Source organism: Streptomyces mirabilis (genome assembly GCF_018310535.1).
In the GTDB taxonomy this organism is placed as follows: Bacteria; Actinomycetota; Actinomycetes; order Streptomycetales; family Streptomycetaceae; genus Streptomyces.
On record NZ_CP074102.1, the window covers coordinates 3128124 to 3151038 of the forward strand.

Genomic DNA, 22915 nt, shown 5'->3' on the forward strand with positions numbered 1-22915 from the left:
GACTCGCTTGAACATAAGCAAACCCGGATGATTGAACACCGGCCGGTACGACCTCGTACCCAACAGATGAAGGCGGCCCCGACCTCAGCCTGGTCCGCCGCGCCACCACCGGGCTTCGCACGGAAGGACCGCCGGGTTGTCGTTCAACACGAGCTCTCGACAGCTGTCGAAAACGGACGAGGCGCCGGAGGGCTTGCCCTCGCAGGAGGTCACGCCTCTGGACGCCCCCGCTCCGAGGGACACCGTCCAGGTTGAAGCGCCGGAGACGAAGCCCCCGGAGGCCGACCCCCTGAAGGCGGAAACCCCGGAAGCGAAGATCCCTGAGGCGGAGACCTCTGAGGCGGAGACCCGTGAGGCGGAGACTCCCGAGGTGAGTGCTCCAGAGGCGAAGACTCCTGAAGCGGAGGCCCCCGAGGCGGAAGCCCCGGAGGCGGAGGCCGCAGAGGCGGAGGCCGCGGAGGCCGAGACCCCCGAGGCAGAAGCCCCGGAGGCGGAGGCCGCAGAGGCGGAAGCCCCGGAGGCCGAGACCCCCGAGGCGGAAGCCCCGGAGGCCGAGACCCCCGAGGCGGAAACCCCGGAGGCCGGTGTTCCGGAGGCCGAAGTCCCGGGACCGGACGCCGCCACACCCGCCCCCGCCCCCGCCGCGTCCGATACCCCCGACGCCCCCGCCACCCCCCACAAACGCTGGTGGCGGCGGCGTGGTTGGGGTGGGTGGCGGGAGAAGTACCCGGTCGCGGCCCGCGTTCTCGCGTGGACCACCACCGCCGTGGCCCTCGCTGTCGTGGCCGCCGCGCTGCTCATGCCGACCCAGGCGGACAAGTTCCGGCTGGCCGCTTTCGTGCGTCTCCCGGTGGAGGCGATCTTCGGCGCCGCTCTGCTGATCGTCCTGCCCCGCAAGCCGCGGATCGCCGTGGCGGTGCTCGCCGGGCTCGGCCTGGGCGCCCTGACCGTCGTGAACTTCCTCGACATCGGTTTCAACGAATACCTCGGGCGAGGCTTCAACGTCGTCCTCGACTGGTCGCTCTTCAGTGACGCGCAGGGATACCTCCAGGACACGTTCGGCGAGGGTGGCGCGCTCGGCATCGCGGCCCTGGCCGTGACGCTCGTGATCGCCGTACTCGCCCTCACGACGATGTCGGTGATCCGACTGGGCAACCTGGCGGCCCGGAACACCGAGACGGCGACCCGCACGACGCTGGTGCTGGCCATCGCCTGGGTCACCTGCGCGGCGCTGGGCGTGCAGTACGCCGAGGGGGTGCCCATCGCTTCGGAGCACACCATGCAGGCCCTCCAGTTCAAGGCGGACCAGGTGCGGCAGACGCTGCGGGACGAGGCCGCGTTCCGCAAGATCGCGAAGAAGGACAACTTCGCCAACACGCCGCCCGACCAGCTGCTCACCGGGCTGCGCGGCAAGGACATGATGATCACCTTCATCGAGAGCTACGGCCGCAGCGCGATCGAGGACCCGGTCATGGCGCCGGGCGTCGACGCGACGCTCACCGCCGAGAACAAGAAGTTGACCGACGCCGGGTTCGCGGCGAAGAGCGGCTGGCTGACCTCGGCGACATACGGCGGAAGCAGCTGGCTGGGTCACTCCACCTTCATGTCGGGCCTGTGGATCAGCAACCAGCAGCGCTACCGCACCGTCACCGCGGGCGAGCGCCTGACCCTCCCGGGCGCGTTCAAGAAGACGGGCGCCTGGGACACGGTCGGCGTGATGCCGGGCATCCAGAAGGCCTGGCCGGAGCAGAAGTTCTACGGCATCGACAAGCTCTACGACTCCCACAAACTCGGCTACAAGGGACCGAAGTTCAGCTGGTCGACCATGCCCGACCAGTACGCGCTGACCGCGTTCGAGCGTCTGGTGCACAGCAAGAAGCACGACAAGCCGCTGATGTCGACGATCATCCTGACCTCCAGCCACCAGCCCTGGGCGCCGATCCCCAAGCTGGTCCCGCAGGACCAGGTCGGTGACGGCTCGATCTACAACGCGATCGAGAAGGCCGGCAAGAAGCCCGCGGACATCATCACCGACTCCACCAAGTCGAAGCAGGAGTACGGCAAGTCCATCCAGTACTCGGTGTCGAGCCTCATCAACTACCTGGTGAAGTACGGCAACAAGAACACCGTGCTGATATTCCTCGGCGACCACCAGCCCATCGCCCGGGTCAGCGGCAACCACGCCAGCCGTGATGTGCCGGTCTCGATCGTCGCCAAGGACCCGAAGGTCCTGGACAAGATCGCCGACTGGAACTGGGCGGACGGCCTGCAGCCGAAGCAGGACACCCCGGTCTGGAAGATGGACGCCTTCCGCGACCGCTTCCTGACGGCGTACGGCTCGACCCCGGCGCCGTGATTCAGGGCGCCGGGGCCGCCACGAGGGCCCACACGGTCTTGCCGTAGCGGCCCCGGCTCCACACGCCCCACGCCACGGCGACGCCCTCCACGAGGTGGAGGCCCCGGCCGGTCTCCTCCCCCACGGAGACCGGCCGCAGCCGTGGTGCGGCGAGACCCTCCTCGGAGACCTCGACGAAGCAGGAGCCGTCGGCGAGGGCGGTCACCGCGACCTCGAACTCCCCTTCATCAAGGGGTCCGTGGCGTACGGCGTTGGTCACGAGCTCGGAGACGATCAGGACGACGTCCGCGAGCGCCGGGCCGTCGGGGCTGTGGCCCCAGTCCCGCAGATGGTCGCGCACCCGGCGCCGGGCGAGTCCGACGGACACCGGATGCCGGGGCAGCCGGAACGCGTTGCGTCTCAACACCTCAGCTCCTCACCCCGCACACATCACCGGCACATAGTGCGCACACGGTGCTGCGTCGGGCGAGAGCGCTGCGTCACCGGGGTGGGGGGCCACCCCGCGAGATCACGTCACATGTCATATCCAGCTCAGCCGCCAGAGGCGGAAGACACCGGTCCCGTCGGACAGATACTGGCCGCCTCCGACGTCCTCGCTGCTGAGTACGTACTCCTTGCGCTGCCACAGGGGAATCAGGGGAACATCGCGGGCCACGATTTCCTGCAGCGCCTGGAAGTCGTCCGCCGTACGGCTGCGGTCCTCGTAGTGCTGACTGTCCTGAATCAGCCGGTCCACGTCCTTGTCGCTGTACCCGTTCTTCATGCTGTTGCCGGTGCCGACGAGCGGGGTGCTGAAGGTGTCCGGGTCGGGGAAGTCGGCGACCCAGCCGACCGCCCAAGCGTCCAACTGGCCCTCGGCGTACCGCTTCTGGAAGTCGGTCCACTCGTAGCCCTTGATGTCCACCTTGAACAGGCCGCTCGCCTCCAGCTGCCGCTTGAGCTCGGTGGCCTCCTCACCCGCGGCGCCCCGTCCCTCGGCGTACCCGTAGGTGAAGCGCACCGGCAGCGACACCCCGGCCTCGGTCAGCAGGGCCTTCGCCTTCTTCGCGTCGGGCTTGGGGTAGGCGTCGAAGAACGACGTCGAGTGCCCCGTGATGCCCGCCGGGATCAGCCCGTACAGCGGATCGGTCGTCCCCTTGTACGTCTGGCTGACCAGTTCCTCGCGGTTGATCAGCGCGGCGACGGCCTGCCGTACGAGGCGGTTGCGCAGGGGCGAGTTCGCGCGGACATTGAGGACGAGGTTGCGGGTCTCGGCGCTGTCGGACTCGGTGACGTGCTGGTTCGGGTCGCTCGGCGAGAGGGTGGCGAGCGTCGCGGGCGGCAGCTGGCGCGTCGCGACGTCGACCTGCTTCGCCTTCCAGGCGGTCTCCAGCGCCTTGGGGGTGGCGTAGTAGCGCAGCACGGTGGGCGTGCCGCTCCCCTCGACGGCGCCCTTGTAGTGCTTGTTGGGCGCGAGGACGGCCCGCTTGTCCTTCGTATACGCCTTCAGTACGTACAGCCCGGTGCCGTCGGCGCCCGCGTCCTTGCGCAGGGCGCGCTTCGGGTAGCGGGTGTGGTCGACGATCGACCCGGCTCCGGTGGCCACCTTGAAGGGAAAGGTGGCGTCCGGCGAGGACAGGTGGAAGGTGACCTTGAGGCCCTTGGCGTCCACCGAGCCGAGGGTGGAGAGCAGGGACGCGGGCCCCACCTCGGAGTTGATGGCCTTGACCCGGTCGAAGGAGAACTTCACGTCCTCGGCGGTCACCTTGCTCCCGCTCGGGAAGGTCAGGTCGTCGCGCAGGGTGCAGGCGTAGGTCCGCAGTCCCGTGCCCACGAACCCGCAGCTCTTCGCCGCGTCCGGCACGGGGGCTGCGCCACCGGGCTCGAACGTCAGCAGCGACTGGAACACATTGCTGAACAGGGCCCAGGAGCCGGCGTCGTACGCGCCCGCCGGGTCGAGTGACGTGACGGCGTCCGTCGTCCCGACCGTGATGGTCCTGTTGTCGTTCTCCTTCGACGGCAGTAACTGCCAGCCGCCCACACCCACGGCCGCCAGTACCACCAGCACCGCGAGAATTCGTATGCGAACCGATCGCATCGGCGCCCCTCCCCAGGCCACGCCCCGTGTCACTCCCCAGTGACGCGGATCACCCAACCACAGGTGTTTCGTCTGAGGGAAGAGGTGTCCGAAGAATCAAACGGGGTATTGGGAAAGACCGTTTCGCCCCTGTTTCACAGCCGATTCTCAGGTTCGCTTTCTCAGGCGCTTTTCTCAGACGCTTTTCTCGGGCGCTTTTCTCAGGCTCGCGCCATCAGGCTTGCAGGGACGCCAGTTCCACGACGGTGATGTCCGACGGCGCGCCCACTCTGGTCGGCGGCCCCCACGCACCCGCGCCCCGGGAGACGTACAACTGCGTGTCGCCGTACCGCTCCAGGCCCGCGACCGTGGGATTGGCCAGTTCCGCGATGTAGTTGCCCGGCCAGAGCTGTCCGCCGTGGGTGTGCCCGGAGAGCTGGAGGTCGACACCGTGCTTGACGGCATCGTGGATCTGGACCGGCTGGTGGGCGAGCAGCACCACGGCCCGCGCGGTGTCCCGGTCCCCCAGCGCCCTCTCGAAGTCGGGCCCGTGCCCCTCGCTCTCCCCCGCGACGTCATTGACGCCCGCGAGATCGAATCCGGCCATTTCCGTCCGGGCGTTCTCGAGCGGGTGCAGACCCAGTTCCCGTACTTCCCGGACCCATTGCGCGGCGCCTGAGTAGTACTCGTGGTTGCCCGTGACGAAGTACGAGCCGTGCCGTGCCCGCAGCCGCGCGAGGGGCGCCGCGGCGGGTCCGAGGTCCTTCACACTCCCGTCGACGAGGTCCCCGACCACCGCGATCAGGTCGGGCTGCGTCGAGTTGATCGTGTCGACGACCCGCCGGCAGAAGTCCCGCCCGAGGGTGGGCCCGAGGTGGATGTCACTGACGACGGCGATCCGGTACCCATGAGCGGACCGGGGCAGTCTGGCCAGCGGCACGGTGACCCGCTTCACCCGGGGCCCGCGCAGAACCCCGTACGTCCCGTATCCCACGGTCCCCACGGCAACGGCCGCGGCGGCCCCGCCGACGGCACGCGCGACGAACAGCCGTCGCGAGGGGGTGGTGACGAGTCGTGGCGGTTCGGCAGGCGGGAGCTCCTGGGGGGCCGCTCCCGTCGGCACCGACTCCATGTGCGGCACCGACTCCGTCTGCGGCACGGGTGCCGGGTTCGGTACGGCCGCGGAGGGGGCCTCGCGCCGCTCCACGACCCGGTGCAGCAGGGGTCGTACGACCTCCCCCGCCACCGCCCCCAGCAGCAGATAGATGGACAGCGCCATCCACAGGAACCCGGGCCAGGCCAGCACCCGCTGGAGCCAGAAGGGCGCACCGACGCGCTCCGCGGCGACCGCGGCGATCATCAGCACCGGCCCGGCGACGAAGACCACCGTGCCCGCGCGCCGGGCGAGCCCCGGACCGGACGTCGTGTCGCGCACCAAGCGGCGCCACACGTACCAGTACAGCCCCGCGACCGCGGCCAGGGCGAGCAGTCCCACCAGTACGAAGACGATGACCAAGACGCCGTATCCCCCGTCGCGTGCCGTTATGTTCGGTTGTTCCCCGTTCGTCCCCTGTTGTTATGACGTCTGGCGCAATGCGCGCAGTCCGCGGAACCCGATGCCTCCGACGACCGTCCCCAAGACAAAGGAGACGACCGCGAGCGTCAGGTGCACCCAGAAGTACGCCGTCGGATCCCCCGCGTCGTTGAACGCGAGCCCGCTGCCGTCCTTCCACAAATTCTTGACGAAAGTGACCCAGATGATCCAGCTCCACACTCCGAAGGCGAGCAGGAACCAGGAGACGGGGCGGCTGAGCTTCATGGGTCCAGTATCGCCGCCGCCGGCCGGGACCCGGCACCGGGGTGGCCGGGACCTGGGGACTCCAGGTCCCGGTGATGGGACTTCCCGGCCCGCGCCCTGTACTTTCTCGACCGTGCCCGTCACCAAAAAGACCATTCGGCGATCGATGCTGGTCACTTCCGCCACCCTGTTGTCTCTTTCGCTGACGACGACCGTCCCCGTCTTCGCGGCCGACAAGCCGTCGTCGTCGCCGTCACCGACGGCGAGCCCGAGCGCGACTCCCCCGGCGAACATGTCGACGGTGGGCGGAGCCCGTCTGGGACAGGCCGGGACCCAGGTGAATCTCGGCGCGAGCGCCCCGGTGCTGCCCAAGGATGTGACCGCGCGCTCCTGGATCGTCACCGACGCCGAGTCGGGCGACGTGCTGGCCGCCCACAACGCGCACTGGCGGCTGCCCCCGGCGAGCACGCTGAAGATGCTCTTCGCCGACACCGTGCTGCCGAAGTTCCCCAGGACCGAGCAGCACAAGGTCGCCGTCACCGACCTCTCGGGCATCGGCGCGGGCTCCAGCATGGTGGGGATAAAGGAGGAGGAGACGTACACCGTGCACGATCTGTGGCTCGGTGTCTTCCTGCGCTCCGGCAACGACGCCGTGCACGTGCTGTCGGCGATGAACGGCGGTGTCGAGCAGACGGTCAAGGACATGCAGGCGCACGCCGAGGACCTGCAGGCCCTCGACACGCATGTGGTCAGCCCGGACGGCTACGACCAGCCGGGCCAGGTGTCGTCGGCGTACGACCTGACGCTGTTCGCCCGTTCCGGGCTGCAGAAGAAGGACTTCCGGGAGTACTGCTCGACGGTGCGGGCGAAGTTCCCGGGCGAGACGAAGAAGAACGACAAGGGGAAGACGACCCGCGAGTCCTTCGAGATCCAGAACACCAACCGGCTGCTGACCGGCGACACCGACGTCTCCACGTACCAGGGCATCGCGGGGGTGAAGAACGGCAACACCACCAACGCGGGCGCCACCTTCACCGGCGTCGCCGAGCGGAACGGCAAGGTGCTGCTGGTCACCGTGATGAACCCCGAGAAGGACGAGCACAACGAGGTCTACAAGGAGGCCGCGCGGCTGCTCGACTGGGGCTTCAGCGCGACAGGCAAGGTCACACCGGTGGGTGAGCTGGTGCCGCCGAAGGGCGTCGACACCGGTGCGCAGGCGGGTGCGACCGCGTCCGCCGGATCCAACACGCCGGTGTCGACCGGGGGCCAGGGGGCCAAGGCCTCGTCGAAGCCGGTGGCCGCCTCCGCGGCGGCGAAGGACGGCTCCAGCGGGATCGGGATCGCCCTGGCCATCACGGGCGGCCTGCTCGCCCTGGTCGCCGGCGCCGTCTTCCTCGTCAACCGCCGCTGGCCCCTCCCCGACCTGATGCGCCGCCGCCACTGACCTCCCCGAAGTCCCCGGGCTCCGCGGGCTCGTCGGGCTCGTCGTCACGTTGCTTCGGGCCGGAGTCGGCATGTCCCGTGGCCGTCCAGGAGGCGCAGAACAGGACCAGTTTCGAGGTGAAGTTGATCCACAGCAGCAGCGCGACGGGCACACCGAAGGCGCCGTACATGCTCTTCGACGCCACGCCCCGCATATAGCTGCTGAGCAGCAGCTTGAGCAGTTCGAAGCCGACGGCGCCCATCAGCGCGGCGACGACGAGCCGGTGGCGCGGCGGCTCGACGCCCGGCAGCAGGGTCAGGACGTACAGGAGCACAAGAAAGTCGGTGAGTACGGCGACGGCGAACGCGGCGGACTGCAGCAGCACACTCCCCCAGTCGTGTTCGCCGATGCCGAGCTGCCGGGCCGTCAAGCCGACCAGCGAGGACGCGACGGTGGAGACGGCGATGGTGACGAGTACGGCACCGCCGAGTCCGACGAGGATCCCGGCGTCCAGGAGCTTGCGCAGGAGGGGGTTCTCCTCCCTGTCGGGCAGCTCCCAGACCGCGCGCAGACAGTCCCGCATGGAGCCGACCCAGCCGATGCCGGTGAACAGCAGGACGGCGCCCGCGATGAGCCCGATGGTGCCGGCGTTCTGGACCAGCCCGTTGATGTCGAGCTGGTCGGAGATGCCCGGCACCTGATCGGCGATCTTGTCCTGGAGCTCCTTCTGCCGCTGGCTGGTGAGGGTGGCGGCGGCGATCGCGGCGCCGACGGTCAGCAGCGGGAAGAGCGCCACGAAGCTGATGAAGGTCATCGCGGCGGCGAGCCGCGTCCACTTCACCCGGTCCAGGCGCTCGTACGAGCGCCACCCGTGCGTGGCCATCAGGCGGGCGACCAACGGCCCCACGCCCGGAAGCTTCTTCAGCCAGTCCATGATCCGACTCTGCCCTCACCTCGGAAGACCAATGTCCGGGTACCCCAAAAACGCAGGACCGTGGCGAGTGCCATACCGATCCCCGCGCCGGAGACCGTGTCGGCGCGCCGCGAGGTGAGCCCGAGGCCATAGTGGCTGACGGCGACGCACAGGAGCTGGACGAGGGCGCCCGCGAGGTTCACAGCGAGGAAGACGGCGTAGCGGCGGGGCCCCCGCACGGGGTGGCGCCGGTAGGTGCCGAGCGCGTTGCCGGTGTAGGCGACCGAGCAGCCCGCCACGAACGACAGCGCCTTGGCGGTGAGCGGGTCGAGGCCCGCCGGACCGCGCAGCCAGAGGAAGAGTCCGAGGTCGGCGGCGTAGGCGAGGACGCCGACGGTGGCGAAGCCCAGGAGCTCCTGGGTCAGGGGCCGCTGGGCGAGGCTCACCAGTTCACGACCGCGAGCCCGTACATCGCGAGCCACACCAGTCCGATCAGGGCGAGCGCGCGGTCGCGCAGGACCACGTCCTCGGGCTCGCCCGCCGCGCCCCGGTCGGCGAAGACGGCGTAGCGCAGGACGGCCAGGATGAACGCGACCATGGACAGTTGGCGCCAGGGCAGCACCCCGGCCCTGGGCACGCCATCCTCCTCCAGGGCCCACAGGCAGTAGCCGAGGACGGCGACCCCGGCGGCCAGCTGCCAGACGAAGCGCAGATATCCGGTGGTGTACTCGGTGAGCAGCGCGCGGGTGGCACCGGCGTTCCCGGCCAGCTGGAGGGCCTCGGAGTACCGTTTCGCCGCCACCATGAAGAGCGCCCCGAAGCCCGTGGTGATCAGGAACCAGCGGGAGAGCGGGATGCCGAGGGCGAGCCCGCCGATCATCGCCCGCATCAGGAACCCGGTCGTCACGACGGCGAGGTCGACGACCAGGACGTGCTTGAGGCTGACGCAGTAGGCCAGTTGCATGCCGAGGTAGGCGGTCAGCAGTGCCGCGGTGACCGGGGAGGCCAGCAGGGCGGCGGCGGTCGGGGCGAGGACGGCGAGGACGCCTCCCGCGGCGTACGCGAGGGGGACGGGGACCTGGCCCGCGGCGACCGGGCGGTGGCGCTTGACCGGGTGGGCGCGGTCGGCTTCGGCGTCCCGGGCGTCGTTGATCAGGTAGACGGCGGCGGCGCAGGCCGTGAACAGGACGAAGACGAGAGCGAGTTGGACCACCGCGTGCCGGGAGAAGAGCTGGCCCGCCGCCGCCGGGGCCGCCACGACCAGCAGGTTCTTCACCCACTGGCGGGGACGGGTGGTCCTGAGGAGACCCCGGGCGAGGCCGGAGAGGGTCCGCACGGGAACCGGCGCGGTCGGCGTGGGGTCCAGGAGCACCGTGCGTTCAGCCATGGCCGGCCTCGATCCAGCGGGCTCCCAGACGGGCCGTCAGGGCGCCCAGGGCGGCGCCCGCGACCACGTCCGAGGGGTAGTGCACGCCGGCCACCAGCCGGGAGAGGCACATCGCGGCGGCGAGCGGAAGAAGCGGGCGGACGCCGAGCGCGCCGAAGGCGACCGCCGCGGCCGTGGCGGAGGCGGCGTGGGAGCTGGGGAACGAGTGACGTCCGGCCGTGCGCACCAGCGGGACGATGTGCGCCGGGCGTGGACGGCGCACGATCCGCTTCACGCCCATGCTGGCGAGGTGCGCGGTGGCGGTGAGCGCCGTGCCGCGCAGCCACGCGCCGCGCCGCCCGCGGTCGACCACCGCCCCCGAGAGCCCGGCCGCGAGCCACAGCACGCCGTGCTCCCCGCTCCAGGACAGGGCGCGTGCGACGGCCGCCACGCGTGGATCCGTGCCGCGCTCGTGGAGGGCCGACAGCAGCCGACGGTCCATGCCGTCCCACCTTCGGCGGTCCATGTCGTCAAGGTCGTCCATGTGATCTCACTCTTCTAGGGAGTGGCCACAGAATTACGGAAATCTTGTACGACATCCCATTAATCACCCATTTCGGTGAGGAGCCGCGACGACGGGAGAGGTGAGGGCTTTATGCGCCTTTTTCGCCGATACGGTCACGGTCATGCCTGCCGACACCGCCTCCGACCCGGCCGGATCCGCCTCCGACCCGGCCGAACCCGTCTCCGTCACGGGCTGGGGCCGCACCGCCCCGACCACCGCCCGTCTGGTCCGCCCGCGCACCTACGAGGAAGCGGCGGCCGCCGTCCGCGCCTGCGGGGTCCGCGGAGGCATCGCCCGGGGCCTGGGCCGGGCGTACGGGGACGCGGCGCAGAACGCGGGCGGGGCCGTGCTCGACATGACCGGCCTCGACCGCGTCCACGCGATCGACGTCGCCGGCGGGACCGTGCTCTGCGACGCGGGCGTGAGCCTGCATCGGCTGATGGAAGTCCTGCTCCCGCTCGGCTGGTTCGTGCCGGTCACGCCCGGGACCCGCTATGTGACCGTCGGCGGCGCGATCGGCGCGGACATCCACGGCAAGAACCACCACGTGTCCGGCTCGTTCACCCGCCACGTCCTCTCCTTCGAACTGCTGACCGCGGACGGCGCGATCCGCACGGTGGGCCGGGACACCCCCCTCTTCGACGCCACCGCGGGCGGCATGGGCCTGACCGGGGTGATCCTCACGGCGACCGTCCGGCTCCAGCCCGTCGCCACCTCGCTGATGTCCGTCGACACCGAACGCGCGGCGGACCTGGACGACCTGATGGCCCGTCTCACCGCCACGGACCACCGATACCGGTACTCGGTCGCCTGGATCGACCTGCTCGCGCGCGGCCGCTCGACGGGACGCTCGGTGCTCACCCGCGGGGAGCACGCCCCCCTGGACGCGCTCCCCGCACGCGCGCGCCGGCGCCCGCTGGCGTTCCGCCCACCGCGGTTCCCGTCCGCGCCCGCCTTCGTACCGGAGGGTCTGCTCGGCCGCGGAACGGTGGGCCTCTTCAATGAGCTCTGGTACCGGAAGGCGCCCCGCGCGCGTGCCGGTGAGCTACAGCGGATCTCGGCCTTCTTCCACCCGCTCGACGGGGTGCCGCACTGGAACCGGGTCTACGGGCGCGGTGGCTTCGTGCAGTACCAGTTCGTCGTCAGGCACGGGTGCGAGGAGGCCCTGCGGCACATCGTGCGGCGCATCGCCGAACGCCGGTGCCCGTCCTTCCTCGCCGTCCTGAAGCGTTTCGGTGAGGGCGATCCGGGCTGGCTCTCCTTCCCGATGCCGGGCTGGACCCTCGCCCTGGACATCCCCGCGAACCTGCCGGGCCTCGGTGCCTTCCTCGACGAGCTGGACGAGCAGGTCGCCGGAGCGGGCGGACGCGTGTACCTGGCGAAGGACGCGCGACTGCGGCCGGAACTGCTGGCCTGCATGTATCCACGGCTGACCGAATTCCGGCAGCTGCGGGCCGAGTTGGACCCGCGCGGCGTGTTCACCTCCGACCTGTCCCGCCGCCTCGACCTCTAGAACCGTCCCGCCTCCTCACCCCTCTAGGAGTTGTCATGAAGGACGCTTTCGGAGCCCCGCAGTCCCTGCTGATCCTCGGCGGCACGTCCGAGATCGCGCTGGCCACGGCGCGCCGTCTGATCGCCCGGCGCACCCGCACGGTGTGGCTCGCCGGACGGCCCTCGCCGTCCCTGGAGCGGGACGCCGAGCACCTGCGCGGACTGGGCGCGGACGTCCGTACCCTCGCCTTCGACGCGCTCGACCCCGAGTCTCACGAGACGGTCCTCGGCAAGGTCTTCGCCGAGGGCGACCTCGACATGGTGCTGCTCGCCTTCGGGGTCCTCGGCGACCAGGCCCGGGACGAGCGGGAGCCGGTGGCCGCCGCCCGGATCGCGCAGACCAACTACACGGGTGCGGTGTCGGCCCTGCTGGTGTGCGCGCGGGCCCTCCAGACGCAGGGGCACGGCTCCCTCGTGGTGCTCTCCTCGGTCGCGGGCGAGCGCGCCCGCCGCTCCAACTTCATCTATGGGTCGAGCAAGGCGGGCCTGGACGCCTTCGCCCAGGGTCTGGGCGACGCGCTGTACGGCACCGGCGTCCACGTGATGGTCGTACGCCCGGGGTTCGTCCGTACGAAGATGACCGCGGGGCGCGCGGAAGGACCCATGGCCACCACACCGGAGGCGGTCGCGACGGCCATCGAGGTGGGGCTGCGACGGCGCTCGGAGACGGTGTGGGTGCCGGGGGCGCTGCGGCTGGTGATGGCGGCGCTGCGGCACGTACCGCGAGCGCTGTTCCGCCGCCTGCCGATCTAGATCGACCGCGGCTAGCGGCTAGCGGCTAGCGGCTAGCGATGGTCCCGCGTTCCACGTCCACGTGGCCCGCCTGCGGTGGCACCACGGATCCGCCGAAGGCGAACTCCCGGAGCTTGCGCCACACACTGTCGGGGCCCTGTTCGTAGAGCGCGAACCCCGTGCAGGGCCACGCGGCGTCGTAGTCGGCGAGCTCCTGGAACGCGCGGTCCATCGCCGCGTCGTCGATGCCGTGCGCCACCGTGACGTGCGGGTGGTACGGAAACTGCAGTTCGCGTGCCACGGGACCGGAGGCGTCGCGGACCCGCTGCTGGAGCCAGGTGCAGGCCTCGGCGCCCTGGACGACCTTCACGAACACCACCGGTGACAGGGGCCGGAAGGTGCCGGTGCCCGACAGCCGCATCGGGAAGGGCCGCCCGGCCACGGCGACCTCGGTCAGGTGCGCCTCGACGGCCGGCAGGTCGGCGGCGTGGACCTCCGTCGGCGGCAGCAGGGTGACGTGCGTGGGGATGCCACAAGCCGCGGGGTCGCCGAAGCCCGCGCGCCGCTCCTGGAGCAGGCTGCCGTAAGGCTCCGGGACCGCGATCGACACGCCGATCGTTACGGTCCCCACGTCGTCTCCTGTCGTCGTGTCCGGTGCGTTGTCGGTCGCGTCACCGGTTGCGTTGTCATTCGCGTCGCCGGGCGCGTTGTCTGGTTCGTACTCAGCCGTCCGGCTATCGACTGTAAGGCCACGGCTGTGTCGTGGGCAGGCGCAGCCGTAGTGATGTGCAGCGCTCTGCCCAGCGGTACGTGTGTGCGGTCGTACGCCTCAGTGCTTGGCGGGCAGGAAGCCCACCCGGTCGTACGCCTGCGCGAGCGTCTCCGCGGCGACGGCGCGCGCCTTCTCGGCTCCCTTGGCCAGGATCGAGTCGAGCGTCTCCGGGTCGTCCAGATACGCCTGGGTGCGCTCCCGGAACGGCGTCACGAAATCGACCATGACCTCGGCGAGGTCCGTCTTGAGCGCACCGTAGCCCTTGCCCGCGTACTTCTCCTCCAGTTCCGCGATACCGGTACCGGTGAGGGTCGAGTAGATGGTCAGCAGATTGCTGATACCCGGTTTGTGCTCGCTGTCATACCTGATGACGGTGTCCGTGTCGGTGACCGCGCTCTTGACCTTCTTGGCGGTGGTCTTCGGCTCGTCGAGCAGGTTGATGAGGCCCTTCGGCGTGGACGCCGACTTGCTCATCTTGATCGACGGGTCCTGGAGGTCGTAGATCTTCGCCGTCTCCTTGAGGATGTACGGCTTCGGGATCGTGAAGGTCTCGCCGAAGCGGCCGTTGAAGCGCTCGGCGAGGTCGCGGGTGAGCTCGACGTGCTGGCGCTGGTCCTCGCCGACCGGGACCTCGTTCGCCTGGTACAGCAGGATGTCGGCGACCTGGAGGATCGGGTACGTGAACAGGCCGACGGACGCGCGGTCCGAGCCCTGCCTGGCGGACTTGTCCTTGAACTGGGTCATGCGGGAGGCCTCGCCGAAGCCGGTGAGGCAGTTCATGATCCAGGCGAGCTGGGCGTGCTCGGGGACATGGCTCTGGACGAAGAGCGTGCAGCGGTCCGGGTCGAGGCCGGCGGCGAGCAGCTGCGCGGTGGCGAGCCGGGTGTTCGCGCGCAGGTCCGCCGGGTCCTGCGGAACGGTGATCGCGTGCAGGTCGACGACCATGTAGAAGGCGTCGTGGGACTCCTGCAGAGCCACCCACTGGCGGACGGCGCCGAGGTAGTTGCCGAGGTGGAACGAGCCTGCTGTGGGCTGGATTCCGGAGAGCACGCGGGGACGTTCAGAGGCCATGCTCACCATTCTCTCAGGTGTGCCCGGGAGCTCGGGAACAGGTGGGAACAGAGCTCTCCCCCCGAGGGCGACCCGGGCGGATACTCGGGCGGGTACTCAAGGTACGTACCTGGGGCGGACGGGGGACGCATGGCGGGCCGGGGCAGACGGGCGAGGTCGGGGATCGCGGTGTTCGCGGGTGTGGTGCTCGCCGTGCTGGGGGCGGACCAGGCGCGGGCTTCCGCACCGGCCGCGGGGCGGAGAGGACCGGACATGGCCCTGGTCGTCGAGGGCGGCACGGGGCGGACGACCGCGCTGCACTCCGGGGAGCGTGACTTCACACAGCTGTGGGACCTGCTGACTCCCACCTACATGGGGACGGAGCGGGTGCCGGACGCGTGGGCGGCGGGCGACTTCCCGCCGGTACGGGCCACCGTGATGTGGGGGCTGAGCGGGGTCGGGGGTTGGCCGCAGACCGACAGCGCGCCGGGGGGCGATGTCGCCATGGCGCGCCAGGACCAGCTGTTCCTGGCCGCGGACGGCACGCCCTGGGTACGCACGGACCCCTCGCCCGACGTGGTGGACGACGACATCCGCTGGCACCGCGCGCCGCGCTCGCTGTTCGAGCGGGTGGTGGGGCGAGGGAGGCTGATCGAGGCCGCCGCAGGCGCACCGGCCTCGAAACGGGGTGTCGCGGAGCGTGCGCGACGGGTGCTGCCCGGGCTGGGCGCGGGTCTGCTCCTCGGGGTCGGCGGCACCGTCCTCGTACGCCGCGCGGCGGCCCGGCGGGATGGCGCCGGACCGCCGCGGGAACCACGACAGGAGCTGATCGATCTGTAGGGCCCCAAGGGCCTGGCCTGTAGGGCCCGAAAGGCCTGGCCAGGGGCGGGTCAGCCGAGGTCGATCTCCGGGTAGAGCGGGAACGGGGCCAGCAGGTCGGTGGCGCGGTGGGAGATCTCGTCGGAGATCTTCGGGTCCAGGACGTGCTGGGCCTTGGAGGGGGCGCCCTTGGCGGTGGTGCCGGCCTCGGCGGCGGTGAGGACGCGGTCGATGAGACCGGCGATCTCGTCCATCTCGGTGGTACCCAGGCCACGGGTGGTCAGCGCGGGCGTGCCGATACGAATGCCGGAGGTGTACCAGGCACCGTTCGGGTCGGCGGGGATGGCGTTGCGGTTGGTGACGATGCCCGAGTCGAGCAGCGCGGACTCGGCCTGGCGGCCGGTGAGGCCGTAGGAGGAGGCGACGTCGATCAGGTTGAGGTGGTTGTCCGTGCCGCCGGTGACCAGGGTGGCGCCGCGCCGCATCAGGCCCTCGGCGAGGGCGCGGGCGTTGTCGACGACGGCCTGGGCGTAGTCGCGGAACTCGGGGCGGCGGGCCTCGGCGAGCGCGACGGCCTTGGCCGCCATGACGTGCGGGAGGGGGCCGCCGAGCACCATCGGGCAGCCGCGGTCGACCTGCTCGGCGAGGCTCTCGTCGCACAGGACCATGCCACCGCGCGGGCCGCGCAGCGACTTGTGCGTGGTGGTGGTGACGATCTGGGCGTGCGGGACGGGGTCGAAGTCGCCGGTGAGGACCTTGCCCGCGACCAGACCGGCGAAGTGCGCCATGTCGACCATCAGGGTCGCACCGACCTCGTCGGCGATCTCCCGCATGATCCGGAAGTTCACCAGGCGGGGGTAGGCGGAGTAGCCGGCGACGATGATCAGCGGCTTGAACTCACGGGCCGACGTCCGCAGCGCCTCGTAGTCGATGAGGCCGGTGGCGGGGTCGGTGCCGTAGGAACGCTGGTCGAACATCTTTCCTGAGATGTTCGGGCGGAAGCCGTGGGTGAGGTGGCCGCCGGCGTCCAGGGACATGCCGAGCATGCGCTGGTTGCCGAAGGCCTGGCGCAGCTCGGCCCAGTCGGCGTCGGAAAGGTCGTTGACGTTGCGGACCCCGGCCTTCGCGAGGGCCGGGGCCTCGACGCGGGCGGCGAGGACGGCCCAGAAGGCGACCAGGTTGGCGTCGATGCCGGAGTGCGGCTGGGCGTAGGCGTGCTCGGCGCCGAAGAGCTCGCGGGCGTGCTCGGCGGCGAGGGCCTCGACGGTGTCGACGTTGCGGCAGCCGGCGTAGAAGCGGCGGCCGACGGTGCCCTCGGCGTACTTGTCGCTGAACCAGTTGCCCATGGCCAGCAGGGTGGCCGGGGAGGCGTAGTTCTCCGACGCGATCAGCTTGAGCATGTCGCGCTGGTCGGCGATTTCCTGACCGATGGCGTCGGCGACGCGGGGCTCCACGGCCCGGATCACGTCGAGGGCGCTGCGGAAGGCGGTGGACTCGGTGGAGAGGGGCTCGGGCATTGACGGCCTCCGGACGTGGCGTTCAGCGTTCACGGGTCGGCCCAGGCGCACGGCACACAGTTCATGGGGCCGCTCCCCGATGGTCGGTCCCATCCCAGCGCGCCAGTCACGGCCCCGTCGGCCAGCCTACCGGGCGCGCCGGATCGCCGGGTTCCCCCGTCCACCATGCGAGCGACGATAGGAAGAGAGCCACGAGCCCCACCCCCGTGCGGCAGCGATCCCCGCGCTGCAGGAAACGGAGATCCCGTGACCACCACCGAACGACTCATCGCCTCCGCCGAAGCGCACGGCGCGCACAACTACCACCCGCTGCCGGTCGTCGTGGCGACGGCGGACGGGGCCTGGATGACGGATGTCGAGGGCCGCCGCTTCCTCGACCTGCTGGCCGGCTACTCGGCGCTGAACTTCGGCCACGGCAACCGGCGGCTGCTCGACGCGGCCCGGGCGCAGTTGGAGCGGGTGACGCTGACCTCGCGGGCCTTCCACCACGACCGGTTCGCCGACTTCTGCGCGCAGCTCGCGCAGCTGTGCGGCATGGAGATGGTGCTGCCGATGAACACGGGCGCGGAAGCGGTGGAGACCGCCGTGAAAACGGCCAGGAAGTGGGGGTACCGCGTCAAGGGCGTCCCGGACGGACGGGCGAGGATCGTCGTGGCGAGCGACAACTTCCACGGCCGTACGACGACGCTCATCAGCTTCTCCACGGACGCGGAGGCGCGGACGGACTTCGGGCCGTTCACACCGGGCTTCGACATCGTGCCGTACGGGGACCTGGCCGCGCTGCGGGCGGCGGTCACCGAGGAGACGGTCGCGGTGCTGCTGGAGCCGATCCAGGGTGAGGCGGGCGTGCTGGTGCCGCCGCCCGGCTACCTCGCCGGGGTGCGGGAGGTGACGCGGGAGCGGAACGTCCTCTTCGTCGCGGACGAGATCCAGTCCGGGCTGGGGCGCACCGGCCGCACCTTCGCGTGCGAGCACGAGGGCGTGGTGCCGGACATGTACGTACTGGGCAAGGCGCTCGGGGGCGGGGTCGTGCCGGTGTCGGCGGTGGTGTCGAGCAGGGAGGTGCTCGGGGTGTTCCGGCCCGGTGAGCACGGATCGACGTTCGGCGGGAACCCGCTGGCCTGCGCGGTGGCCCTTGAGGTGATCGCGATGCTGCGGTCGGGCGAGTACCAGCGGCGTGCCGCGGAACTGGGTGACCATCTGCACCGGGAGCTGGGGCTGCTGACGGGCACGGGGCATGTCACGGCGGTGCGCGGGCGGGGGCTGTGGGCGGGCGTCGACATCGCCCCCGAGTACGGCACGGGACGCGAGATCTCCGAGCGGCTGATGGACCGGGGTGTCCTGGCCAAGGACACCCACGGGGTCACGGTCCGGATCGCCCCGCCACTGGTCATCAGCAAGGAGGACCTGGACTGGGGGCTGGCTCAGCTGCGTGCCGTGCTGGGTGCCGATTGAACGCCTTGGCCTGTCCGGCCGATCAGGCCCTAGAGGATCACGTGGGGCAGGAAGCGGGCGTACTCGTCCGTGATCAGCCCGGACGACTCGCGAATGCCCAGACCGGCGGACTCCCCCTCCACCACCCAGGCGCCCAGGACCACGTGGTTGCCGTCGAACGCGGGCAGCGGGGCCAGCTCCTGGTAGCAACAGGGCTCGTCCTCGCGTACGACGGGGGCGGCGCCCGGTGCGTGCACCGTCACCCCCGCGCCCTCGCGGCCGAGGAGCGGCTTGGCGACGTACCCCTGGGTGGTGGCCAGCTCCCGGGGTCCGTCGAGGTGGGCGGGGAGGAGGTTGGGGTGACCCGGGTACAGCTCCCAGAGGACGGCGAGGAGGGCCTTGTTGCTGAGGAGCATCTTCCAGGCGGGCTCGATCCACAGGGTCGTGCCCGTACCGCCGCCGTTGTCGAGGGTGTCCAGGACGTGGTCGGCGAAGCGGTCGGTGGTGAGCCACTCCCAGGGGTAGAGCTTGAAGCAGCTGCGGATGAAACGGAGCTGGTTGTCGACGAAGCGGCCGGAGAGGGGGTCCCAGCCGATCTCCTCCACCGAGATCCAGTCGGTGTCGAGGCCCGCCTGCTGCGCAGTCTCCTTCAGGTACGCGACGGTCATGAGGTCCTCGCCGAGTTCGTCGGCGGCGGAGTGCGCGAAGTAGAGGGGGCTGCCCGGCGGCAGGAGGGCGGACTGCTTCTTCCAGGCGGCGACGAGGCGTTCGTGGAGGGAGTTCCACTGGTCGGCGCCGGGGAAACGGTCCTCCATCCAGAACCACTGGGGGCTCGCCGCCTCGACGAGGGAGGTCGGGGTGTCGGCGTTGTACTCCAGCATCTTGGCGGGGCCCGTGCCGTCGTATCGCAGGTCGAACCGGCCGTAGACGGAGGGGAGTTCGTCGCGGCGCCGCCAGGCCTCGGCGACCGCCCGCACCACGCGCGGGTCGGTGATGCCGAGGTCGGCGAAACGATTCTCCGTGACGATGTGCTCGGCCGCCTCCAGGCACATGCGGTGCAGTTCCTCGACGACCTCCTCCAGCGCCTCCACCTCCGGGAGCGAGAAGGCGTAGTACGCGCTCTCGTCCCAGTAGGGGCGCAGGGAGTCGTCCGGGTAGCGGGTCAGCGGGTAGACGAGGCCCTGGTGCTCGACGGTCTGCTGCCAGCCGGGGCGGGGCTCGATGGTGCGGCGTTCCATGGCGTACGGGTCCGATCGGTGCGGGGCGCGTCCTACAGGTGTGGTGACGTAGGGGACGCTCAGCCGCCGGAGCTGCCCTTGCCGCTGCCGAAGCCGCCGCGGTCGACGGAGTGGTGGCTGCCGCCGCCGGTGCTGCTGCCGGATCCCTTGCTCGCCTTGGTGAAGGAGCCGCCGTCGACCCAGCCGCTCTTCTTCTTGCCGCCGTAGTACCAGCCGCTGCTGACCGAGGTCTTGGTGCTCTTGCAGTTCTTGTCGGCGACGACCTTGTAGCCCCTGGCCGAGGTGTAGCTGTCGCGGTCGACGCAGCGCTTGTCCGGCTCCGAGGAGCAGGCGGTGAGAGCCGCCGCGAGGAGTCCCATGCCGCCGAGCACGACCGTGCCCGAGCGCAGTTGCCGTCGTGTGTCCGCCATCTTCGATCCCCCGTTTGTCGTGACAGTGCGTTCTGTTGAGCGTCCTGGTGGGTGCCCTGCTGGGCGCAAGCGATCAGATTAGGGAACGGCTCCGACAGGTGGGCGGCAGCCCCCTCATTTTCGGCGTCCCCTACAGTCACTTCGTGCTCTTTGGAATGGTGTGCGCACTTGGTGCGGCGGTCTGTTTCGGTACGGCGACGGTGTTGCAGGCGATCGCCGCGCGGGCGGCGGCCGACAGCGGCGGCTCGGGCGGGGACGCGGCGCTGCTGCTGCGGGCGCTGCGGCAGTGGCGGTATCTCGCGGGCCTCGCGCTGGACGGGCTCGGCTTCCTGCTGCAGATCGCGGCACTCCGCTCCATCCCCATCTACGCGGTCGGGGCGGCGCTGGCGGCGAGCCTCGCCGTGACGGCGGTGGTCGCGGCGCGGCTGCTGCATGTGCGGTTGAGCGGGGTGGAGTGGGCCGCGGTAGGGGTGGTGTGCGCGGGGCTGGCGATGCTCGGACTGGCGTCCGGGACGGAGGGCAGCGAGGCCGGGTCCATGACGCTGAAGTACTGGATGCTGGGGACCGCGGTGGTGGTGCTGCTGCTCGGTCTGGTGGGCGGGCGGATGTCCGGGCGCGGCCGGGCGTTGGTCCTCGGCCTCGGGGCCGGGTTCGGTTTCGGCGTCGTAGAGGTGTCGGTACGGCTGATCGACGACCTCGCACCCGCCACCCTGCTGACCAACCCGGCGACGTACGCGCTGCTCATCGGCGGAGGCGCCGCGTTCATCCTGCTGACCTCGGCGCTGCAGCGCGGCTCGGTGACGACGGCCACGGCCGGTCTGGTCATCGGTGAGACCATCGGACCGGCCCTGGTAGGGGTGATCTGGCTGGGCGACCGCACCCGCGAGGGCCTGGCCTGGCTGGCCGTGCTGGGATTCGCGGTGGCGGTGGCGGGGGCATTGGCACTGGCACGGTTCGGAGAGGCGCCGGTGGAGGAGGAGTGACGGGGCGACGGGCCCGGCGTTGGGGCATCGCCCTCGAATGCCGGGCACGCCGAGGCCTTCAGGGGCGCGAGGAGCTACGCGGCCCCCGGTTCACACTGAGCCCGTCCCGGCGGCGGACGCGGTGACAGGCCGTCAGCCGCCGACGGGGCCGGTGTAGGTGCCGGGGTGCGTGGCGCCGTCCTGGAGCAGGACGCTGCCGCCGGGCCAGGCCAGGGTGGTCGAGGTGGTCTCGTTCGGCGGGGTGACGACGACCGAGGTGGCCTTGAACTCGGTGCCGCTGCCCTGGTTCCACGGCAGGAAGGTGATGGTGAACGTCGTGCTGCTGCCCGCGGCCAGGGTGACCTTCTTGGGCGTCGCACCGCTGCGGGTCAGCGACCAGCTGCCGCCGGAGGACTTCAGGTCGACCCCGGGGAAGCCCTGGATGGTGCACGCGGCGGACGTCTTGTTCTTCAGCACCACGGCCAGCTGCTGCTGGTCGTCCGAGCTGCTGACCTTGCCGTCGCCGGCTCCGAACGAGAAGCCCAGCCCGGCGGTGTGGCAGCGGCTCGCGCCGGTGCCGCCACTGCTGCCGGTGCCGCCGGTGCCGCCGGTGCTGGTGCCCGTACTGCCGCTGCCCGTGCTGCTGCCCGCGTCCTTGGCGGCATCCGCGTTTTCGGCCGGGGCGCCGCCGGTCGCAGTGGCCGAGGACGAGGACGTCGGTGCGGACGACTGGTCGCCCGAGGCGTCGTTGCCGCTGCCGTTCCCGCAGGCGGTGAGCGTCAGGGCCAGCGCGGACGTGGCGGCGAGTGCGGTGGCGGCGTGGCACAGGCGCATGGTGGTTCTTCTCCGTTGCATGAGGGGCGCTGGCGGGCGCCGTGTTGATCACCACAGTACGTGGCGATCCTCAACAGCCCTGCAACAGAGGCGTCTTGACCTGGTGTCAGCCATTCAGAAGGCTTTCGGAGCACTCGCCGGGTTCCGGGGACCGCGTGCGACCGCCCTGCCAGTGGCGGATCTCCGCGCGACCTGACCGAGCGCATCGAGGTCCGGCTGCCGACCAACACCCCCGCCCCTCCACCTGCGCCCCGGCCCCCGGTCGGGGGCACCACCGTTGTCCGGGATCTCAGGCCATCGCCTCCACGATCCCGTCCCACAACCGGACCCTCGCCTCAAGGGCCAGCGTCGCCGTTTCGACCGCCTCCTGCCAGCGCATGTCGTCCGTGCCGCAGAGGTCGGCCACCATCTGCATGGCCATGGGGGTGTGTTCCTCGCCGTCGACCTCGATATGTCGGGCCAGGTAGTCGCAGAAGAGCGGGAAGCGGTCGGTGCCCTCCTTCTTGATGACCTGGTCGAACATGTCGGGGATGAGGTCCTCCCGGGAGAAGGCGAACGCGGCCGCCCGGCAGTGCAGGGGCCGGTCCGAGATGATCTCGAAGGTGGTGCGGACGAACTCGGCGGCAGGGCCCGGGACTTGGGCGACCCGGAGTGCCGAGGGCACGTCGTGGCCCTCGGTGATCAGAGCGAGGAAGGTGTCGATCCTGGTCGCGTCGGCGTCCGCCTCGGTCATGCCCGCGCGGTACAGCTCGAAGTGACTGGTGAAGCCGCCGTTCAGTTCGTCGCTCTCCTCGACCAGGACGATGTCGTTGATCAGGCGCCGGCCGACCTCCGTGCCGCGCGGCACCCAGGGGACGTCGACGCAGGTCAGTTCCCGTTGGAGGGACTTCAGGAGCGACATGAAGTCCCATACCGCGAACACATGGTGCGCCATGAACGTCGCCATGTCCTCCCGGCTGCCTATCCGCTGGTAAATCGGGTGGGTGGTGACCTCTTTCCGAGCGGATTCGATCACGGAACGCGCCCGCTCGATTCCCTCGTGGTTCATATTCCAGTCGTACCTGGACATGGGATCTCCTTCTTGGTGACAGATGGGGGCCACAGCGGCGATGAATGGCG

At 70.6% G+C, this 22915-nt stretch carries 22 protein-coding genes and 1 riboswitch; of the genes, 7 read left to right on the forward strand and 15 right to left on the reverse strand.

Going from position 1 to position 22915, the window contains the following annotated elements; genetic code table 11:
* Positions 1 to 136 precede the first annotated feature (136 nt).
* Positions 137 to 2356 carry a sulfatase-like hydrolase/transferase gene (locus SMIR_RS13690; RefSeq protein ID WP_349636904.1) on the forward strand — a complete coding sequence of 740 codons (2220 nt, stop codon included), beginning with the start codon at positions 137 to 139 and terminating at the stop codon, positions 2354 to 2356.
* Position 2357: 1 nt separating this feature from the next.
* Here the strand turns inward: SMIR_RS13690 and SMIR_RS13695 are convergent, their stop codons facing one another.
* The 4 genes from SMIR_RS13695 to SMIR_RS45135 all read right to left on the reverse strand — a co-directional run bounded on the left by SMIR_RS13695 (position 2358) and on the right by SMIR_RS45135 (position 6366).
* Positions 2358 to 2762 carry an ATP-binding protein gene (locus SMIR_RS13695; RefSeq protein ID WP_168494850.1) on the reverse strand — a complete coding sequence of 135 codons (405 nt, stop codon included), beginning with the start codon at positions 2760 to 2762 and terminating at the stop codon, positions 2358 to 2360.
* Positions 2763 to 2876: 114 nt separating this feature from the next.
* Positions 2877 to 4433: an ABC transporter substrate-binding protein gene (locus tag SMIR_RS13700; RefSeq protein ID WP_168494848.1), complete on the reverse strand. Its 1557-nt coding sequence runs from the start codon at positions 4431 to 4433 to the stop codon at positions 2877 to 2879.
* A gap of 214 nt (positions 4434 to 4647) precedes the next feature.
* Positions 4648 to 5928, reverse strand: a complete 1281-nt coding sequence (locus tag SMIR_RS13705; RefSeq protein ID WP_168494846.1) for a metallophosphoesterase — start codon at positions 5926 to 5928, stop codon at positions 4648 to 4650.
* 60 nt (positions 5929 to 5988) lie between these two features.
* Positions 5989 to 6366, reverse strand: coding sequence for an SCO4848 family membrane protein (locus tag SMIR_RS45135; protein WP_527252131.1), 378 nt, complete (start codon positions 6364 to 6366; stop codon positions 5989 to 5991).
* On the opposite strand from SMIR_RS45135, the gene SMIR_RS13710 reads away from it, so the two are divergent.
* Positions 6344 to 7654, forward strand: coding sequence for a D-alanyl-D-alanine carboxypeptidase family protein (locus tag SMIR_RS13710; RefSeq protein WP_348774741.1), 1311 nt, complete (start codon positions 6344 to 6346; stop codon positions 7652 to 7654). The two genes, SMIR_RS45135 and SMIR_RS13710, sit on opposite strands and share 23 nt — an antisense overlap.
* Here the strand turns inward: SMIR_RS13710 and SMIR_RS13715 are convergent.
* From SMIR_RS13715 to SMIR_RS13730, 4 genes are read right to left on the reverse strand one after another with little or no spacing between them, the layout of a single operon-like run.
* A complete protein-coding gene (locus SMIR_RS13715; protein WP_168494842.1) occupies positions 7608 to 8567 on the reverse strand; it encodes a YihY/virulence factor BrkB family protein in 960 nt (319 codons plus the stop codon). The genes SMIR_RS13710 and SMIR_RS13715 overlap by 47 nt on opposite strands.
* A complete protein-coding gene (locus tag SMIR_RS13720) occupies positions 8555 to 8992 on the reverse strand; it encodes a GtrA family protein (RefSeq protein WP_168494840.1) in 438 nt (145 codons plus the stop codon). The genes SMIR_RS13715 and SMIR_RS13720 overlap by 13 nt, the downstream gene beginning before the upstream one ends.
* Positions 8989 to 9933: a decaprenyl-phosphate phosphoribosyltransferase gene (locus SMIR_RS13725; protein WP_168494838.1), complete on the reverse strand. Its 945-nt coding sequence runs from the start codon at positions 9931 to 9933 to the stop codon at positions 8989 to 8991. The genes SMIR_RS13720 and SMIR_RS13725 overlap by 4 nt, the downstream gene beginning before the upstream one ends.
* Positions 9926 to 10456 (reverse strand): phosphatase PAP2 family protein, encoded by a 531-nt coding sequence (locus SMIR_RS13730; RefSeq protein WP_168494836.1) that lies wholly within the window; start codon positions 10454 to 10456, stop codon positions 9926 to 9928. The genes SMIR_RS13725 and SMIR_RS13730 overlap by 8 nt, the downstream gene beginning before the upstream one ends.
* Positions 10457 to 10598: 142 nt before the next feature.
* Here SMIR_RS13730 and dprE1 point away from each other — a divergent pair, with 142 nt between their 5' ends.
* The gene (dprE1, locus tag SMIR_RS13735) at positions 10599 to 11990 is read left to right on the forward strand and encodes a decaprenylphosphoryl-beta-D-ribose oxidase (protein ID WP_168494834.1); all 1392 of its coding nucleotides are present in this window, start codon (positions 10599 to 10601) and stop codon (positions 11988 to 11990) included.
* A gap of 35 nt (positions 11991 to 12025) precedes the next feature.
* Complete coding sequence (dprE2, locus tag SMIR_RS13740) at positions 12026 to 12781, forward strand: decaprenylphospho-beta-D-erythro-pentofuranosid-2-ulose 2-reductase (protein WP_168494832.1); 756 nt, start codon at positions 12026 to 12028, stop codon at positions 12779 to 12781.
* Between the two features lie 25 nt (positions 12782 to 12806).
* Here dprE2 and SMIR_RS13745 read toward each other — a convergent pair whose 3' ends face one another.
* On the reverse strand, positions 12807 to 13391 hold the full coding sequence (locus SMIR_RS13745; RefSeq protein ID WP_168494830.1) for a 2'-5' RNA ligase family protein: 585 nt from the start codon (positions 13389 to 13391) through the stop codon (positions 12807 to 12809).
* A gap of 198 nt (positions 13392 to 13589) precedes the next feature.
* Entirely contained in the window at positions 13590 to 14603 is a 1014-nt protein-coding gene (gene trpS / locus SMIR_RS13750) for a tryptophan--tRNA ligase (RefSeq protein ID WP_168494828.1), read from the reverse strand.
* Between the two features lie 129 nt (positions 14604 to 14732).
* On the opposite strand from trpS, the gene SMIR_RS13755 reads away from it, so the two are divergent.
* Positions 14733 to 15422 carry a hypothetical protein gene (locus SMIR_RS13755; protein ID WP_212727052.1) on the forward strand — a complete coding sequence of 230 codons (690 nt, stop codon included), beginning with the start codon at positions 14733 to 14735 and terminating at the stop codon, positions 15420 to 15422.
* 50 nt (positions 15423 to 15472) lie between these two features.
* On the opposite strand, the gene SMIR_RS13760 is transcribed toward SMIR_RS13755, so the two are convergent.
* On the reverse strand, positions 15473 to 16969 hold the full coding sequence (locus tag SMIR_RS13760; RefSeq protein WP_168501248.1) for a glycine hydroxymethyltransferase: 1497 nt from the start codon (positions 16967 to 16969) through the stop codon (positions 15473 to 15475).
* Positions 16951 to 17038: riboswitch (ZMP/ZTP riboswitch) on the reverse strand. It overlaps the preceding gene by 19 nt.
* A gap of 126 nt (positions 17039 to 17164) precedes the next feature.
* Between SMIR_RS13760 and rocD the strand changes: the two genes are divergently transcribed.
* Entirely contained in the window at positions 17165 to 18373 is a 1209-nt protein-coding gene (gene rocD / locus SMIR_RS13765; RefSeq protein WP_168494824.1) for an ornithine--oxo-acid transaminase, read from the forward strand.
* A 29-nt stretch (positions 18374 to 18402) separates the two neighbouring features.
* On the opposite strand, the gene SMIR_RS13770 is transcribed toward rocD, so the two are convergent.
* Both SMIR_RS13770 and SMIR_RS13775 read right to left on the reverse strand, forming a co-directional pair.
* Positions 18403 to 19590 (reverse strand): glutathionylspermidine synthase family protein, encoded by a 1188-nt coding sequence (locus SMIR_RS13770; RefSeq protein WP_168494822.1) that lies wholly within the window; start codon positions 19588 to 19590, stop codon positions 18403 to 18405.
* Positions 19591 to 19649: 59 nt separating this feature from the next.
* Entirely contained in the window at positions 19650 to 20000 is a 351-nt protein-coding gene (locus SMIR_RS13775) for a hypothetical protein (protein WP_168494820.1), read from the reverse strand.
* Between the two features lie 155 nt (positions 20001 to 20155).
* Here SMIR_RS13775 and SMIR_RS13780 point away from each other — a divergent pair, with 155 nt between their 5' ends.
* Entirely contained in the window at positions 20156 to 20983 is an 828-nt protein-coding gene (locus SMIR_RS13780; protein ID WP_168501247.1) for a DMT family transporter, read from the forward strand.
* A 132-nt stretch (positions 20984 to 21115) separates the two neighbouring features.
* Here the strand turns inward: SMIR_RS13780 and SMIR_RS13785 are convergent, their stop codons facing one another.
* Both SMIR_RS13785 and SMIR_RS13790 read right to left on the reverse strand, forming a co-directional pair.
* Positions 21116 to 21796 carry a DUF4232 domain-containing protein gene (locus SMIR_RS13785; RefSeq protein WP_212727053.1) on the reverse strand — a complete coding sequence of 227 codons (681 nt, stop codon included), beginning with the start codon at positions 21794 to 21796 and terminating at the stop codon, positions 21116 to 21118.
* 289 nt (positions 21797 to 22085) lie between these two features.
* Positions 22086 to 22865: a DUF3050 domain-containing protein gene (locus SMIR_RS13790; RefSeq protein ID WP_211118785.1), complete on the reverse strand. Its 780-nt coding sequence runs from the start codon at positions 22863 to 22865 to the stop codon at positions 22086 to 22088.
* Positions 22866 to 22915 lie beyond the last annotated feature (50 nt).

Bases quoted from the DNA above. Each gene is read 5' to 3' on its own strand.
- SMIR_RS13775 (WP_168494820.1), bottom strand. From the start codon at position 20,000: ATGGCGGACACACGACGGCAACTGCGCTCGGGCACGGTCGTGCTCGGC.
- SMIR_RS13700 (WP_168494848.1), bottom strand. From the start codon at position 4,433: ATGCGATCGGTTCGCATACGAATTCTCGCGGTGCTGGTGGTACTGGCG.
- trpS (WP_168494828.1), bottom strand. From the start codon at position 14,603: ATGGCCTCTGAACGTCCCCGCGTGCTCTCCGGAATCCAGCCCACAGCA.
- SMIR_RS13755 (WP_212727052.1), top strand. From the start codon at position 14,733: ATGGCGGGCCGGGGCAGACGGGCGAGGTCGGGGATCGCGGTGTTCGCG.
- SMIR_RS13770 (WP_168494822.1), bottom strand. From the start codon at position 19,590: ATGGAACGCCGCACCATCGAGCCCCGCCCCGGCTGGCAGCAGACCGTC.
- dprE1 (WP_168494834.1), top strand. From the start codon at position 10,599: ATGCCTGCCGACACCGCCTCCGACCCGGCCGGATCCGCCTCCGACCCG.
- SMIR_RS13725 (WP_168494838.1), bottom strand. From the start codon at position 9,933: ATGGCTGAACGCACGGTGCTCCTGGACCCCACGCCGACCGCGCCGGTT.
- dprE2 (WP_168494832.1), top strand. From the start codon at position 12,026: ATGAAGGACGCTTTCGGAGCCCCGCAGTCCCTGCTGATCCTCGGCGGC.
- SMIR_RS13730 (WP_168494836.1), bottom strand. From the start codon at position 10,456: ATGGACGACCTTGACGACATGGACCGCCGAAGGTGGGACGGCATGGAC.
- SMIR_RS45135 (WP_527252131.1), bottom strand. From the start codon at position 6,366: ATGGTCTTTTTGGTGACGGGCACGGTCGAGAAAGTACAGGGCGCGGGC.
- SMIR_RS13780 (WP_168501247.1), top strand. From the start codon at position 20,156: ATGGTGTGCGCACTTGGTGCGGCGGTCTGTTTCGGTACGGCGACGGTG.
- SMIR_RS13785 (WP_212727053.1), bottom strand. From the start codon at position 21,796: ATGCGCCTGTGCCACGCCGCCACCGCACTCGCCGCCACGTCCGCGCTG.
- SMIR_RS13715 (WP_168494842.1), bottom strand. From the start codon at position 8,567: ATGGACTGGCTGAAGAAGCTTCCGGGCGTGGGGCCGTTGGTCGCCCGC.
- SMIR_RS13790 (WP_211118785.1), bottom strand. From the start codon at position 22,865: ATGTCCAGGTACGACTGGAATATGAACCACGAGGGAATCGAGCGGGCG.